The sequence below is a fragment of the Nocardia sp. NPDC057353 genome (assembly GCF_042667085.1).
Taxonomy (GTDB): Bacteria; Actinomycetota; Actinomycetes; order Mycobacteriales; family Mycobacteriaceae; genus Nocardia.
The window spans coordinates 44,898-58,756 of the sequence record NZ_JBHVAK010000046.1 but is presented as its reverse complement, the minus strand read 5'-3'; the positions used below and the strand labels follow the sequence as shown (position 1 = coordinate 58,756).

The 13,859-nt window shown below is 73.3% G+C and carries 11 protein-coding genes; 7 read left to right on the top strand and 4 right to left on the bottom strand.

Annotated features, from left to right (window positions below; translation table 11 throughout):
* From ACFUUZ_RS22555 to nuoN, 7 genes are all read left to right on the top strand, one after another.
* On the top strand, positions 1-917 hold a 917-nt coding region (locus ACFUUZ_RS22555; RefSeq protein WP_378699261.1), incomplete at its 5' end, for a molybdopterin-dependent oxidoreductase.
* Positions 918-971: 54 nt separating this feature from the next.
* Positions 972-2,816, top strand: a complete 1,845-nt coding sequence (gene nuoH, locus ACFUUZ_RS22550; protein ID WP_378699259.1) for an NADH-quinone oxidoreductase subunit NuoH — start codon at positions 972-974, stop codon at positions 2,814-2,816.
* Complete coding sequence (locus ACFUUZ_RS22545; protein WP_378699257.1) at positions 2,813-3,592, top strand: NADH-quinone oxidoreductase subunit J; 780 nt, start codon at positions 2,813-2,815, stop codon at positions 3,590-3,592. Before nuoH ends, ACFUUZ_RS22545 begins: the two co-directional genes overlap by 4 nt.
* A complete protein-coding gene (gene nuoK, locus ACFUUZ_RS22540; RefSeq protein WP_378699256.1) occupies positions 3,589-3,888 on the top strand; it encodes an NADH-quinone oxidoreductase subunit NuoK in 300 nt (99 codons plus the stop codon). The genes ACFUUZ_RS22545 and nuoK overlap by 4 nt, the downstream gene beginning before the upstream one ends.
* 1 nt (position 3,889) lies before the next feature.
* The gene (gene nuoL, locus ACFUUZ_RS22535) at positions 3,890-5,776 is read left to right on the top strand and encodes an NADH-quinone oxidoreductase subunit L (protein ID WP_378699254.1); all 1,887 of its coding nucleotides are present in this window, start codon (positions 3,890-3,892) and stop codon (positions 5,774-5,776) included.
* Positions 5,773-7,377 (top strand): NADH-quinone oxidoreductase subunit M, encoded by a 1,605-nt coding sequence (locus ACFUUZ_RS22530; RefSeq protein ID WP_378699252.1) that lies wholly within the window; start codon positions 5,773-5,775, stop codon positions 7,375-7,377. The genes nuoL and ACFUUZ_RS22530 overlap by 4 nt, the downstream gene beginning before the upstream one ends.
* Positions 7,374-8,996 carry an NADH-quinone oxidoreductase subunit NuoN gene (nuoN, locus tag ACFUUZ_RS22525; protein ID WP_378699250.1) on the top strand — a complete coding sequence of 541 codons (1,623 nt, stop codon included), beginning with the start codon at positions 7,374-7,376 and terminating at the stop codon, positions 8,994-8,996. Before ACFUUZ_RS22530 ends, nuoN begins: the two co-directional genes overlap by 4 nt.
* A gap of 532 nt (positions 8,997-9,528) precedes the next feature.
* Here the strand turns inward: nuoN and ACFUUZ_RS22520 are convergent.
* The 4 genes from ACFUUZ_RS22520 to ACFUUZ_RS22505 all read right to left on the bottom strand — a co-directional run bounded on the left by ACFUUZ_RS22520 (position 9,529) and on the right by ACFUUZ_RS22505 (position 13,843).
* Complete coding sequence (locus ACFUUZ_RS22520; protein WP_378699248.1) at positions 9,529-11,226, bottom strand: three-helix bundle dimerization domain-containing protein; 1,698 nt, start codon at positions 11,224-11,226, stop codon at positions 9,529-9,531.
* A 277-nt stretch (positions 11,227-11,503) separates the two neighbouring features.
* Positions 11,504-12,619: a hypothetical protein gene (locus ACFUUZ_RS22515; RefSeq protein ID WP_378699246.1), complete on the bottom strand. Its 1,116-nt coding sequence runs from the start codon at positions 12,617-12,619 to the stop codon at positions 11,504-11,506.
* A 244-nt stretch (positions 12,620-12,863) separates the two neighbouring features.
* A complete protein-coding gene (locus tag ACFUUZ_RS22510) occupies positions 12,864-13,358 on the bottom strand; it encodes a DUF1990 family protein (RefSeq protein WP_378699244.1) in 495 nt (164 codons plus the stop codon).
* Complete coding sequence (locus tag ACFUUZ_RS22505; RefSeq protein WP_378699242.1) at positions 13,355-13,843, bottom strand: putative immunity protein; 489 nt, start codon at positions 13,841-13,843, stop codon at positions 13,355-13,357. The genes ACFUUZ_RS22510 and ACFUUZ_RS22505 overlap by 4 nt, the downstream gene beginning before the upstream one ends.
* Positions 13,844-13,859 lie beyond the last annotated feature (16 nt).

The window sequence follows — 13,859 nt, the reverse complement described above, 5'->3', positions numbered from 1 at the left end:
GGGCGCGCGGCGCGGTCGAGGCCGGGGCGCTGCCCGGGCTGCTGCCGGGCGGGCGCCCGGTGGCCGACCCGGCGGCGCGCGGGCAGGTCGCGGCGGCGTGGGGCGGGGCCGAGCTGCCGGTCTCCGCGGGCCGCGACACCGCAGGAATCCTGGACGCGGCCGCGGAGCTGCGCGCGCTGGTGCTCGGCGGTGTCGAGCTCGACGACCTGCCCGACCCGGTGGCGGCGCGGGCGGCGCTGGTCGCGGCGCCGTTCGTGGTGAGCCTGGAGCTGCGGCACAGCGACGTCACCGAGTACGCGGACGTGGTGTTCCCGGTGGCGGCGGTGGCGGAGAAGGCGGGCACCTTCCGGAACTGGGAGGGCAGGGCGCGGCCGTTCGAGGCGGCGCTGGGCGAGTCGACGGTGCGCCGCACCGCCGCCCCGCTGCCGGACCTGCGGGTGCTGCACGCGCTGGCCGAGGAGATGCGCACCCCGATCGGGCTGCGCGACGTCGCCGCCGCCCGCGCGGAGCTGGCCGCGCTCGGCCGCTGGTCCGGGGCCTCGGTCGCGGCGCCGCGCCACGACCACCCCGAGCTGCCGCACCCGCAGTCCGGCTCGGCCATCCTCACCGGCTGGCGGATGCTGCTCGACCGCGGCCGCATGCAGGACGGGGAGGAGGCGCTCGCCGGGTCGGCGCGGCCCGCGGTGGTCCGGCTCTCCGCCGACACCGCCGCCGAGATCGGGGTCGCCGCGGGCGATCCGGTCACGGTGCGCACCGCGCACGGCGCCCTCACGCTCCCGCTCGATCTCGCCGACCTGCCGGATCGGGTGGTCTGGCTGCCGTGGAACTCGCCGGGCAGCACGGTCGCCGCGGTGCTGCGCGCACGCCAGGGCGAGGTGGTCTCGATCGCCGCGGCCGACGGGCGATCCGATGCGTGACGCGGCCAGGCCCGCCCCGGCGGCGGCACTCCGCACTACCCGAGGAGTCCTGCGATGAACGGCGTGTTCGGCACCGACCCGATGTGGCTGGTGCTGCTGAAAGCGGTGGGCGTCTTCGTCTTCGCCATCCTGATCCCGCTCATCGCGGTGCTCGCCGAGCGCAAGGTGGTGGCCCGCATGCAGATGCGGATCGGCCCGAACCGCACCGGCCCGTTCGGCATCCTGCAGAGCATCGCCGACGGCGCCAAGATGGCGCTCAAAGAGGACATCATCCCGGCGGTGGTGGACAAGCCGATCTACATCCTGGCGCCGATCATCTCGGTGATCCCGGCGTTCATGGCGTTCGCGGTGATCCCGTTCGGCCCCGAGGTCTCGATCTTCGGCCACACCACCGCGCTGCAGCTCACCGACATGCCGGTGGCGGTGCTCTACATCCTGGCGATCACCTCGATCGGGGTGTACGGGATCGTGCTGGCGGGCTGGTCGTCGGGGTCGACGTACCCGCTGCTCGGCGGGTTGCGCTCGACCGCGCAGGTGATCTCCTACGAGATCGCCATGGCGCTCTGCTTCGCCACGGTGTTCCTGCTCTCCGGCACCATGGCGACCTCGGGGATCGTGGCCGCGCAGACCGGGACCTGGTATGTGTTCCTGCTGCTCCCCTCGTTCCTGATCTACTGCGTGGCCATGGTCGGCGAGACCAACCGGGCCCCGTTCGACCTCCCCGAGGCCGAGGGCGAGCTGGTCGGCGGCTTCCACACCGAGTACTCCTCGCTCAAGTTCGCCATGTTCATGCTGGCCGAGTACGTGAACATGGGCACCGTCTCGGCGCTGGCGACCACGCTGTTCCTGGGCGGCTGGCGGGCGCCGTGGCCGCTGAATATGTGGGAGGGCGCGAACTCCGGCTGGTGGCCGCTGCTCTGGTTCACGCTCAAGGTCTGGACCTTCCTGTTCGTCTTCGTCTGGCTGCGCGGCACGCTGCCCCGGCTGCGCTACGACCAGTTCATGAACCTGGGCTGGAAGCTGCTCATCCCCACGGCGCTGCTCTGGGTGATGGTGGTGGCCTCGGCGCGGGTGCTCGGCAACGAGGGCTACCCGGTGCAGACCCCGATCCTGGTGCTGGTCGGGCTCGCGCTCACGGTCGGCATGATCGCGCTGTTCCTGCGCGCGGGCCGAGCAGCCACGGTGCCGCCCGAACCGGACGTGGCCGAGCCGCCGCCCCCGGACTCCGGCAGGCACGGCGCGGTGTACCTGGGGTTCCCGACCCCGCCGGTGCCCGCGGGGTTGACCCACGCCGACGCCGCGACCGGCGGGCTGCTGGAGCCGCTGGCCGGGTTCGCCGTGACGGCGGCGACCATGTTCAAGAAGCCGACCACCGAGTTCTACCCGGAGCAGAAGGTGCCGACCGCGCCCCGCTACCACGGGCGGCACCAGCTGAACCGGCACCCGGACGGGCTGGAGAAGTGCGTCGGCTGCGAGCTGTGCGCGTGGGCCTGCCCGGCGGACGCCATCTTCGTCGAGGGCGCGGACAACACCGAGGCCGAGCGGTTCTCCCCCGGCGAGCGGTACGGGCGGGTCTACCAGATCAACTACCTGCGCTGCATCGGCTGCGGGCTGTGCGTGGAGGCGTGCCCGACGCGGGCGCTGACCATGATCAACGACTACGAGCTCACCGACGACAACCGGGCGGGGCTCATCTACGAGAAGAACGAGCTGCTCGCCCCGCTGGGGCCGGAGATGCAGGCGCCGCCGCACGCCATGGTGCCCGGCACCGACGAGGGCGACTACTACCGCGCCGGGGTCACCGGCGACCTTCCCGATCCCGGCCCGGCAGCCAGGGCGGCGGCTCCGGTCGCCGCAGCCGAGGTGGTCGTCGCCACGAGCGCCGGAGGTGCCCGATGAACGCCCTGCTCGCCGCCGACCTGCCGTCCACCGGAACCGGTGAGGCCGTGCAGTTCTGGATCCTGGCCCCGGTCGCCGTGCTCGGCGCGCTCGGCATGGTCTTCGCCCGCAGGGCGGTGCACTCCGCGCTGTGCCTGGCGGCGACCATGATCACGCTGGCCATCTTCTACATCGCCCAGGACGCGCTGTTCCTCGGCGTGGTGCAGATCGTGGTCTACACCGGCGCGGTGATGATGCTGTTCCTGTTCGTGCTCATGCTGGTCGGCGTGGACTCCGCGGAGTCGCTCACCGAGACGCTGCGCGGCCAGCGGGTGGCGGCGACGCTGGTCGGGCTCGGCTTCGGCGCGCTGTTCGTCGCCGGGCTGGCCCGCGGCGTCCGGGAGGCCGACATCGCCCTCCCGGCCACCGGTTTCCCGGGCCGGGACGTGATCGCGGAGCTGGCCGAGCTGATCTTCCTGCGCTACGTGTGGGCGTTCGAGCTGACCGGCGCGCTGCTCATCACCGCGACCATCGGCGCCATGGTGCTGGCGCACCGCGAGCAGTTCGGCCCGCGGCTGAACCAGCGGGAGCTGGCGCGGCGCCGCTTCCACGGCGGCGGGCTCCGGCCGACCCCGCAGCCGACACCGGGCGTCTACGCCAGGCACAACGCCGTCGACGTCCCGGCCAGGCTGCCGGACGGCTCGTTCGCCGAGCAGTCGGTGAGCACGATCCTGCGCCGGCGCAAGGACAAGGCGCTCACCGATCCGACGGTGCTCGACGAGGAGGAGAACCGGTGAATCCCGCGAACTACCTGTTCCTGTCGGCGCTGCTGTTCACCATCGGCGCCGCCGGAGTGCTGCTGCGGCGCAACGCGATCGTGGTGTTCATGTGCATCGAGCTCATGCTGAACGCGGTGAACCTGGCGTTCGTCACCTTCGCCCGCATGCACGCGAACCTGGAGGGCCAGGTCTTCGCCTTCTTCACCATGGTGGTGGCCGCCGCCGAGGTCGTGGTGGGGCTGGCGATCATCATGACCATCTTCCGCACCCGCCGCTCGACCTCGGTCGACGACGCCAGTCTGCTGCGGTTCTGACATGGATACCGTGACGCTCTGGCTGCTGCCCGCGCTGCCGCTGGCAGGCGCGGCCGTCCTGCTGCTGCTCGGCCGCCGCACCGACCGCTGGGGGCACTGGCTCGGCTGCGCGACCGCGCTCGCCTCCTTCGCGCTGGCCGCGGTGGCCTTCGTGGCCATGCTCGGCCGGGCCACCGCCGACCGCGCGATCGCCGCCGACCTGTACTCCTGGGTCCCGGTGGACGGCCTGCAGGTGGACCTGGCGCTGCGCCTGGACCAGCTCTCGATGTGCTTCGTGCTGCTGATCACCGGCGTCGGGTCGCTGATCCACCTCTACTCCACCGGCTACATGAAGGACGACCCTGGCCGCCGCCGCTTCTTCGGCTTCCTGAACCTGTTCCTCGGCGCCATGCTGCTGCTGGTGCTCGCGGACAACTTCCTGGTGCTCTACCTGGGCTGGGAGGGCGTCGGGCTGGCCTCGTACCTGCTCATCGGGTTCTGGTTCCACAAGCCGTCGGCGGCGACCGCGGCCAAGAAGGCGTTCGTGGTGAACCGGGTCGGCGACACCGGCCTCGCCGTCGCCATGATGGTCATGTTCGCCACCTTCGGCTCGGTCGACTTCGGCACCGTCTTCGCCGGGGTGCCCGCCGCGAGCGAGGGCACGGTGCTCGCGCTCGGGCTACTGCTGCTGCTCGCCGCCTGCGGCAAGTCGGCGCAGGTGCCGCTGCAGTCCTGGCTCGGCGACGCCATGGAGGGCCCGACCCCGGTCTCGGCGCTCATCCACGCCGCCACCATGGTCACCGCCGGCGTCTACCTGATCGCCCGCTGCCACGCCATCTACGACCTGTCGGCGGGCGCGCGGCTGGCGGTGGTGCTGGTCGGTGCGGTGACGCTGCTCTTCGGCGCGATCATCGGCTGCGCCAAGGACGACATCAAGAAGGCGCTCGCCGCCTCCACCATGAGCCAGATCGGCTACATGGTGCTGGCCGCCGGGCTCGGCCCCGCCGGGTACGCCTTCGCCATCCTGCACCTGCTCACGCACGGCTTCTTCAAGGCCGGGCTGTTCCTCGGCGCCGGGTCGGTCATGCACGCCATGAACGACGAGACCGACATGCGCCGCTACGGCGCGCTGCGGGCGGCGCTGCCGATCACCTTCGCCACCTTCGGGCTCGGCTACCTGGCGATCATCGGGGTGCCGCCGTTCTCCGGGTTCTTCTCCAAGGACAAGATCATCGAGGCGGCCTTCGCCGAGCCGGGCGCGGCCGGGATCGCGCTCGGCGCGGTCACGCTGCTCGGCGCCGGGCTGACCGCGTTCTACATGACGCGGGTCATGCTGCTCACCTTCTTCGGCGAGCGGCGCTGGGCCGAGGACGCGCACCCGCACGAGGCGCCCGCCTCGATGACCGGGCCGATGATCGTGCTGGCCTTCGGCTCGGTCGGCGCGGGCGGGCTGCTGGTGCTCGGCTCCGGGCTGCAGACCTGGCTGGCCCCGGTGGTCGGCGAACCGCACGGCCACCACGCGATTCCGGCCTGGGTGGTCACGGTCATGGCGCTGGCCACGGTCGCGGTCGGCGTCGCGATCGCGGTCCGGCTGTACGGGCGGCGCCCGGTGCCGCGCACCGCGCCCGAGCCGGTGTCGGCGCTGACCACCGCCGCACGGCGGGATCTCTACGGCGACGCGGTCAACGAGGCGGCGTTCATGCGGCCCGGGCAGCACCTGACCCGCTCGCTGGTGTTCGTCGACGCCCGCGGCATCGACGGCGTGGTGAACAGCACCGCGGCAGGCATCGGCGGGCTCTCGGCCCGGCTGCGGCGCGCACAGACCGGTTTCGTGCGCTCCTACGCCCTATCCATGTTCACCGGCGCGGCCCTGGTGGCCGCAGCCCTGCTGGCGGTGAGGATCTGGTGAGCGATTTTCCCTGGTTGACGGTGCTGTGGCTGGTCCCGGCGGCGGGCGCGCTGCTGGCCGCGGTGATGCCCGCCGCGCGCCCGGCCGCCGCGCGCTACGTCGCGCTCGGCGCGGCGCTGCTCACCCTGGCGGTAGCGGTGGTGGTCGCGGTCGGCTTCACCCCGGGCGCGGACCGCTACCAGTTCGTCGAGGAGCACGAGTGGATCCCGGCCTTCGGCGCAGGCTACACCCTCGGCGTTGACGGCATCGCGCTGGTGCTGGTGCTGCTCACCGCCGCGCTCATGCCGCTGCTGCTGCTCGCGGGCTGGCACGACGACCGGGCCGCGGGCGCCGGGCCGCGCGCCGCGCACACCTACGTGGCGCTCATGCTGGTGGTCGAGGCGATGGTGCTGCTGTCGTTCACCTCGCTCGACATCCTGCTGTTCTACGTGTTCTTCGAGGCCATGCTGATCCCGATGTACTTCCTCATCGGCGGTTTCGGCCCGCGCACCGGCGACGAGCAGGCCAGGCAGCAGCGCTCGCGGGCGGCGGTGAAGTTCCTGCTCTACAACCTGTTCGGCGGGCTGGTCATGCTGGCCGCGGTGATCGGGCTCTACGTGCTCACCGCGCGCGAGGGGCTCGGCCCGGACGGCGGCGGCACCTTCGACATGCGGATCGTGGCGGAGGCGGCGGCGAACGGGCAGCTCGGCGCGGCCGCGCCGGTGCTGGACGCGCTGTTCCTCGGCTTCCTCTTCGCCTTCGCGGTGAAGGCGCCGCTGTGGCCGCTGCACACCTGGCTGCCCGGGGCCGCGGTGGCGGCGACCCCGGCGGGCGCGGTGCTCATGATGGCGGTGGTGGACAAGGTCGGCACCTTCGGCATGCTGCGCTACAGCCTGCCACTGTTCCCGGACTCCGCGCGCACCTACGCCCCGCTGGTCGTCACCCTCGCGGTGATCGGCATCCTCTACGGCGCGCTGCTGGCGATCGGGCAGACCGACATCATGCGGCTCATCGCCTACACCTCGATCTCGCACTTCGGCTTCATCATCCTCGGCATCTTCGCCATGACCGGGCAGGGCCAGACCGGCGCCACGCTCTACATGGTGAACCACGGGATCTCCACCGCCGCGCTGTTCCTGGTGGCCGGGTTCCTGGTCTCGCGGCGGGGCAGCACGATGATCGCCGACTACGGCGGGGTGCAGAAGGTGGCGCCGGTGCTGGCGGGCAGTTTCTTCGTGGCCGGGCTGGCCACGCTCTCGCTGCCCGGGCTGGCGCCGTTCGTCAGCGAGTTCCTCGTGCTGGTCGGCACCTTCACCCGCTACCAGGTGGCGGCGGTGGTGGCGGCGGGCGCGCTGGTGTTGGCCGCGATCTACATCCTCTGGCTCTACCAGCGGGTGATGACCGGGCCGGTGCGCGCGGAGAACGCGAAGCTGCCGGACCTGGTGCCGCGCGAACTGGTCGTGGTGGTGCCGCTGCTGACCGCGCTGGTCGTGCTCGGCGTGTACCCGAAACCGGTGCTGGAGGTGGTCGACCCCGCGGTCCGCCAGACGCTCACCTCGATCGGCGTGCAGGATCCGGTGCCGACCGTTCCGTCGGCTAACGCCGGGAAGGAACCGAAATGAGTTCTTCGAGCATGCTTCTCGCCGCCGCGCTGCCCGCGCCGAGTATCGAGTACGGGCTGCTCTCCCCGATGCTGCTGGTCTTCGCCGCGGGCGTGCTGGGGGTGCTGGTGGAGGCGTTCGCGCCGCGCCGCTCGCGCTACACCCTGCACCTGGCGATCGCGTTGCCCGCGCTGGTGGCGGCGCTCGTGGCGGTGCTGCTGCTGGCGGGCACCTCGGCCACCGCGGTGGCGGGCGCGGTCGCGGTGGACGGGGTCACGCTGTTCCTGCAGGGCGCCATCCTGGTGGTCGCGGTGCTCGGGGTGCTCTTCGCCGCCGAGCGCGGCTTCCCCGCTCCCGGCCGCGCCCGCTCCGGGCCCGGCACCTGGACCGCGGCCGCCGCCCAGCACGCCGCGCGCCGGGTGGACGCCTTCACCCCGCAGGCCGCGGCGGTGCCCGGCGGCGCCGACGAGGACGCGGCGGCGCGCGCCGGGGTCGCCACCACCGAGGTGTTCCCGCTGCTGCTGCTCGCGGTGGGCGGGCTGCTGCTCTTCCCGGCCTCGAACGACCTGCTGACCATGTTCGTCGCGCTCGAGGTGCTGTCGCTGCCGCTGTACCTGCTGTGCGGGCTGGCCCGGCACCGCCGGCTGCTCTCGCAGGAGGCGGCGCTGAAATATTTCCTGCTCGGCGCCTTCTCGTCGGCGTTCTTCCTGTACGGGGTGGCGCTGCTCTACGGCGCGACCGGCACGGTCCGGTTGAGCGGGATCGGCGACGCCTTGGCCGGGCAGTCCGGGAACGCGCTGCTGGCGCTGCTCGGGGTCGGGATGCTGGCGGTGGGGCTGCTGTTCAAGGTGGGCGCGGTGCCGTTCCAGGCGTGGGTGCCCGACGTCTACCAGGGCGCCCCGACCCCGGTGACGGCGTTCATGGCGGCGGCGACCAAGATCGCGGCGATCGGCGCGCTGGTGCGGGTGCTCGTGGTGGCGGTGCCGTCGCTGCGCGACGACTGGCGGCCGGTGCTGGCGGCGGTATGCATCGCGACCATGGTGCTCGGCGCGGTCATGGCGGTCACCCAGACCGACGTGAAGCGCATGCTGGCGTACTCGTCGGTGGCGCACGCCGGGTTCCTGCTCACCGGCGTCGTCGCGGCGGACGACGCGGGCACCGCGGCGCTGCTGTTCTACCTGGCCGTCTACGGCCTCGGCACGCTCGCGGCCTTCGCCGCGGTGGCGCTGGTGCGCGCCCCCGACGGCTCGGAGGCGACCGCGCTGGCCGACTGGGCCGGGCTGGGGCGGCGCAGCCCGTGGCTCGCGGGCGCCTTCGCGCTGCTCCTGCTCTCCTTCGCCGGAATCCCGCTGACCAGTGGCTTCGTCGCCAAATTCGCGGTGTTCGGGGCGGCGGCCGGTGCGGACGCGGCGGTGCTGGTGATCGTCGGCGTGCTGTGCAGCGCGGTGGCGGCGTTCTTCTACGTGCGGGTCATCGTGATGATGTTCTTCACCGACCCGCCCGCGGACGGCCCGAGCGTCATCACCCCCGCGCCGACCACCGCGGTGGTGGCGGTGGGCACGGTCGCCACGCTGCTGCTCGGGGTCTTCCCGCAGCCGCTGCTCGACCTGGCCGAGCGGGCCGCCTACTTCGTGCGCTGATCACGCGGACAGGGCGAGCGCGAAGGCCGCGAGCAGCCAGAGCAATTGGTACTGCAGCTGGGTGGGGAACAGGAATGTAGTCATCGGGAATTCCTCCGGGAACGGCGATCCGTTCACGGTAGGGCCGAATTCGGGTGGGCGGTAGCCGTGAATTGTCACCACCCCTTTTCCGTGGGCGGTCGAGACTCCGTCGCGGGATCGAATCCCGGTGTCGCCGGGACCTGTCGGCCCCGGCGCTCCGGTTGCTCAGATCAGCCAGGTGAACGCGGTGGCGAGCAGGTCCCACAGCTGCGGGCGGGCGTGTGTGTGCATCGGCTTTCCCTCCGAGAGTGTGTATTTCGACGCTTTTCACGCTACGGACGGCGGGCCGGAACCGGCAGCCGCGAATTGCCCCGCCCCCGGTTCAGTCGGATAGCGCGGTGGCGTATGTCGCAGAGCCACAGCAGACAGCGGGCAGCGCGGCGCTGCGCAGCAGCAGCGGTACCGGTGCCACGCCCGCCCCGGTGTTCGTCGGGACGGCTGGGCACGGCGCTCACCGGTAGCCGGCGGCGACTCCGTCGATCATCCGCTCCAGGGTTTCCGAGGTCGGGGTGTCGATGACGTCGATGAGGTCGGCCGCGACCGGTACCCGGTGCTGACCGGCGACCGCGGCGAAATCGCCGGTGCGGAAGCCGTGCTCGGCGGCGAGGCGCTGCAGCTCGGGATCGCTGCTGAGCAGCTCGCCGACCCGGTCGCCCGCGTCGCCGAGCGGGATCACGGTGTGCTGGGAGAGCACGGTCGGCGACGGGTAGGCCAGCACCATGCCCGGCTCGGTCTGCCCCGCGACCACCGCCTCCACGAACTGCGATTCGTAGATCCACACCAGGGGCGCCGGACCCATTCCGCCGGAGAGGTATTCCCGGAACGGGCCCTCGCTGGTGCCCTCGGTGCGACCCTGGCCGGCGAAGAGCCTGCCCAGCAGCGGCAGCACCCTGCGCTCGGCGTCCACGCTCGAGACGACGGCGTTGTCGTTGGCGACGAAGCCCGCGACGGCCAGGTACATGGCGGCCGAGTTCGAGGTGCGCGGGTCGGTGGTGGAGACGAGGACGTTCTTGCGCACCGGGTAGGTGGTGTTGCCGGGGATCCGCTCCCATTCGACGTTGTCGCGCACCAGCTGCAGGTAGCGGGCGACGTCCAGGGTCGGCACCGGGCCTGGCCGGATCGCGCCTGCGGCGGTCAACGCCTCCACGATCGGGGCGAAGGTCGCGATGGCCATGGGCGAGGAGAACGGGGTGTACTTGGTGGCCACGTTCTGCTCGCGCTGGATACGGTCGGCCGCCGTCGCACTGGAGGGGAAGACGAATTCGTAGCCTGCCAGGTCCAGGGTGGCGATCTGGCGGGAGCCCGCCGGTTCCACCTGCACGTCCAGGCCGTTGCGGGCGAAGACCTCGGTGACCCGCGGGTCGGCGAAGAACTCCGCCTTCTCCGAGCCGACGAGGCCGCGCACGGTCACCGGGGTCGCCGCGGCGACGGGGGCGGGCTGGTCGCCGCCGGGGCGGGTCGCGGCGATGCCGAGTACCGCGGTGAGGACCAGGACCAGGCCGACGACCAGGGGGACGACCGGGCGTTCGACGGCCCACCTGCGGGCGACGCCGAAGAAACTGAGGTGGTCGTCGGTGGTCTCGGTCGGGGCGGGGATCGTGATGGTCGGGATCTCCGGGGCCGCGTGCCTGGGGCCGGTGCGGGGTCTGCCGTTGCCGTTCGCGGGTGTGCCCGCGATGCCGGCGGGGGTGTCGGCGGGACTCGTCCCGGTGCCGTCGGCGCTGTCGGCGGGGTGCCCCGACTCGGCGGTCGGCGCGCTGACCGCACTCGGCGCGGATTCACCGTTCGGCGCGAATCCAGTACTCCGCGCGGCGCTACTCGGCGCGGGATCGCCGACCACGGCGATCCCCACCGCCGTCGCGTCGGACCCGCGACCCTCCGACGCCGCTTTCGTGACCGACACCGGCTCCGCGGCAACGGCCACCCGCTCCTCCGCGGGCGTCGCCCCGAGTTCGCGGCGCGCGACCCGCTCGACCAGGATCGGGACGAACTCGCGCACCGGGTGCCCGACGAACCGCTCGCGCACGGAACGCACGGTCCGCTCGATCCGCTCGGCGGAGTGCGTGTCCGCGAAGTTCTCCACCAGCGTGCCCGTCACCCGCTGGATCGCCTGTTCCTCGCGGTTTCTGCCGTCCGCCTCGTCACCCACAACGCTCTCCTCACCTCGCCCGAATTCGCCCGCGCGAGGCCGTCCCCCGCCGCCGCGCCGCGGGAACCCTACTACCGGCAGGTGTCCGCCACCTCCGCGTCGGGAGAACCGAACATGTTGCGGGCACGGCTGTTTCGCGGTGCCCGCCACACCGGAAAGCGCTGGTCCGCACCGGAACACGGGTGGCGGCGACCGCGTGGCGAACGAGTCTGGCGCAGCGAAGATTTCACCTTCCCTCCGCCGGGGCGACAGTCGTCGTTCGAGCCGCGTTACCCGCTCAGCGCGGCTGGGCGAGCACCGCGTCGAGCTGCTGTTCGGCGCGCTCGGCCCTGGCCAGGGTCTGGGCGCGGGCCTCGTCCAGCGCCCGCTCGCGGCCCGCCGCGTCGGCCTCGGCCTTGGCCAGGGCGGCCGCGGCTTCCGCGCGCAGCTCGGTCGCCTGCTCCGCCGCGGCGCGCCGGGCCGCCCCGAGCTCGGCCCGAACCGCACCGGTCTCGGCCCGCGCGGCGTCGAGTTCGCCGCGTACGACGCCGGTCTCGGCGCGCGCGGTGTCGAGTTCGGTGCGCACGGCGGCGGTCTCGGCCCGCGCGGCGTCGAGCTCGACGCGAACTGCGGCTGCTTCGGCACGCGCACTGTCGAGCTCGGTCCGCGCTTCGGTGCGCGCGCGGTCGAGCTCTGCGCGCACCGCACCGGCGTCAGCACGGGCGGTGTCGAGCTCGGTGCGCAGCCGCTCCAGATCCCGACGGGTGGCGGCGAGCGTCTCGCCGCGTTCGGCGGCGCTCTCCTCGGCGCGCTGCGCTGCCCGCTCGGCCTCGGCGGCGCGCTGATTCGCCCGCTCGGCGTCGGCGGCCGCGGCGCCGATTCGGTCGACGGCCTCGGTGCGGGCCCGCTGGATGTCGTGGTCGGCGCGCTCCTCCGCCGCGGAGATACGCTGCTGCGCCTCGGCTTCGATGCGCTTCCGAGCATCCTCGAGCTCCGCGCGTGCGGCGGCGACCTGCTCGTCGGCCCCGCTGCGCGCGGCGAAGACGTCCTCGGCAGCCTGCGCGGTGATCCGCCCGACCTCGGCGAGCGCTTCGTCGCGGGCCGCGCCTGCCGCGGCCACCGCCGCCTCCGCCCGCTCGGCCGCGCCCGCGGCATCGTCGGCGGCGGCTTCGGCGGCCGCGCGCGCCTCCTCGGCGGCGCGCCGCTGCTGCTGCGCGTCGGCGGCGGTGACCTCGGCCTCGGCGATCCGCCGCGCCGCCTCGGCCTGGGCCGCCTGCACCTGCGCCTCGGCGACCGAGGGGTCGGCGAGCGTGCCGAGTTCGGCGACCGCCGAGTTCAACGTGGTGCCGAGCTGCTCGGCGAGCGTCCGGAACCGGTCGAGCAGTTCGTCCGCGCGCAGCCGAGCGGCCGTCACCGGCGCACTATCCGTCACAGTGACAGCGGCTTCATTCTGCGCGCTCTCCTGCTGCCGCTGCCGTTCCCGCCACGCCCGCCAACGGGTGTGGTCGGGGTGGTCGCAGTACTCCGACGGCCTGCCGGGGCCCCCGCTTCGGGTGACGGGCCGGTGGCAGCCCGGGTAGTTGCACATGCTCGATGCCACAGGGCGCATCGTAGCCAGGCGGACACCGGTGGCCGGACAGCGCGGACCGCGGGTCGGGTCAGCGCAGGGCGCGCAGGTAGCGGAGCCGGAAGCCGCGCTGCGCGAGGAGCAGCAGTGGGAAGAGGCGGCGCCACGGGCCGCGCCCGGCGGGTGCGGTGAGCGAGCGCAGCGTCAGGTGGACGGTGCCCGCCGGGTCGCGGTGCACGATGAAGGCCTCTTCACCGGAGACCGGGTGCCCGGGCAGGGTGCCGTAGGCGAAGCCGCACCGGTCCGGTTCGTCGACCACCGCGACCACCCGCACCGGCTCCCGGATCGGCCCGAACCACACCCGGTAGTCCGCGCCCGCGACCACCGGTCCGTCCGGGACGACCCGGAAACCGCTGCGCCGCTTCACTTCCCACCGGAGCACCGCCGCGCTCGCCCGCTTCCAGTCTTCGATACCCGCGCCGATGGGCACGGTCCGTTCGTGGCGCCGGTGCCCGGGAAGGTCGAGGTGCCACTCCGGCTCGGCGGGCCGGGTGGCGCCGGGCGGGGAGTAGGTGAGGTCGGTCATCCCCGCGGCCTACGATCCAGCTCGCGCAGCAGTTCGCCCGTGCGACCCCGCCCGGTCGGGGCGGGTGGGTAGCGGTTCAGCACCGCGATCACCGTCGGGCCCGGCGCAACGGCGGCCGGGGGTGCGCCGCCGTCGAGTTCGGCGGCGTGCGCGGCATGGGCGGCGGCGCCGAGGATGTGCCACACCTGCGTGGCCTTCGGGATGGGGTGCAGGTAGGCCGCGCTCGCCGCCGCCACCGCCGCCCTGGCCGCCTCGCTCGCGGCCCGCTGCCCGGCGTCGCGGGCCTCCCGATAGGCCCGCTGCGCCGCCCACGCCCCGTCCCGGATCGCTTTCGTGCGCGGTCCGCCCTCGGCGAAAGCACGGGCGGCCTCGATCGCCTGCCGTGGCCGACCGTCGCCGGGGCGGTGGGATTCGAAGCGGGCGAGCGCCGGTTCGGCGCAGGTGATGGCGTAGGCGGTGACGGCGCGCAGTTCGTCGAGGTCCATGGAGTTCGACCGTATC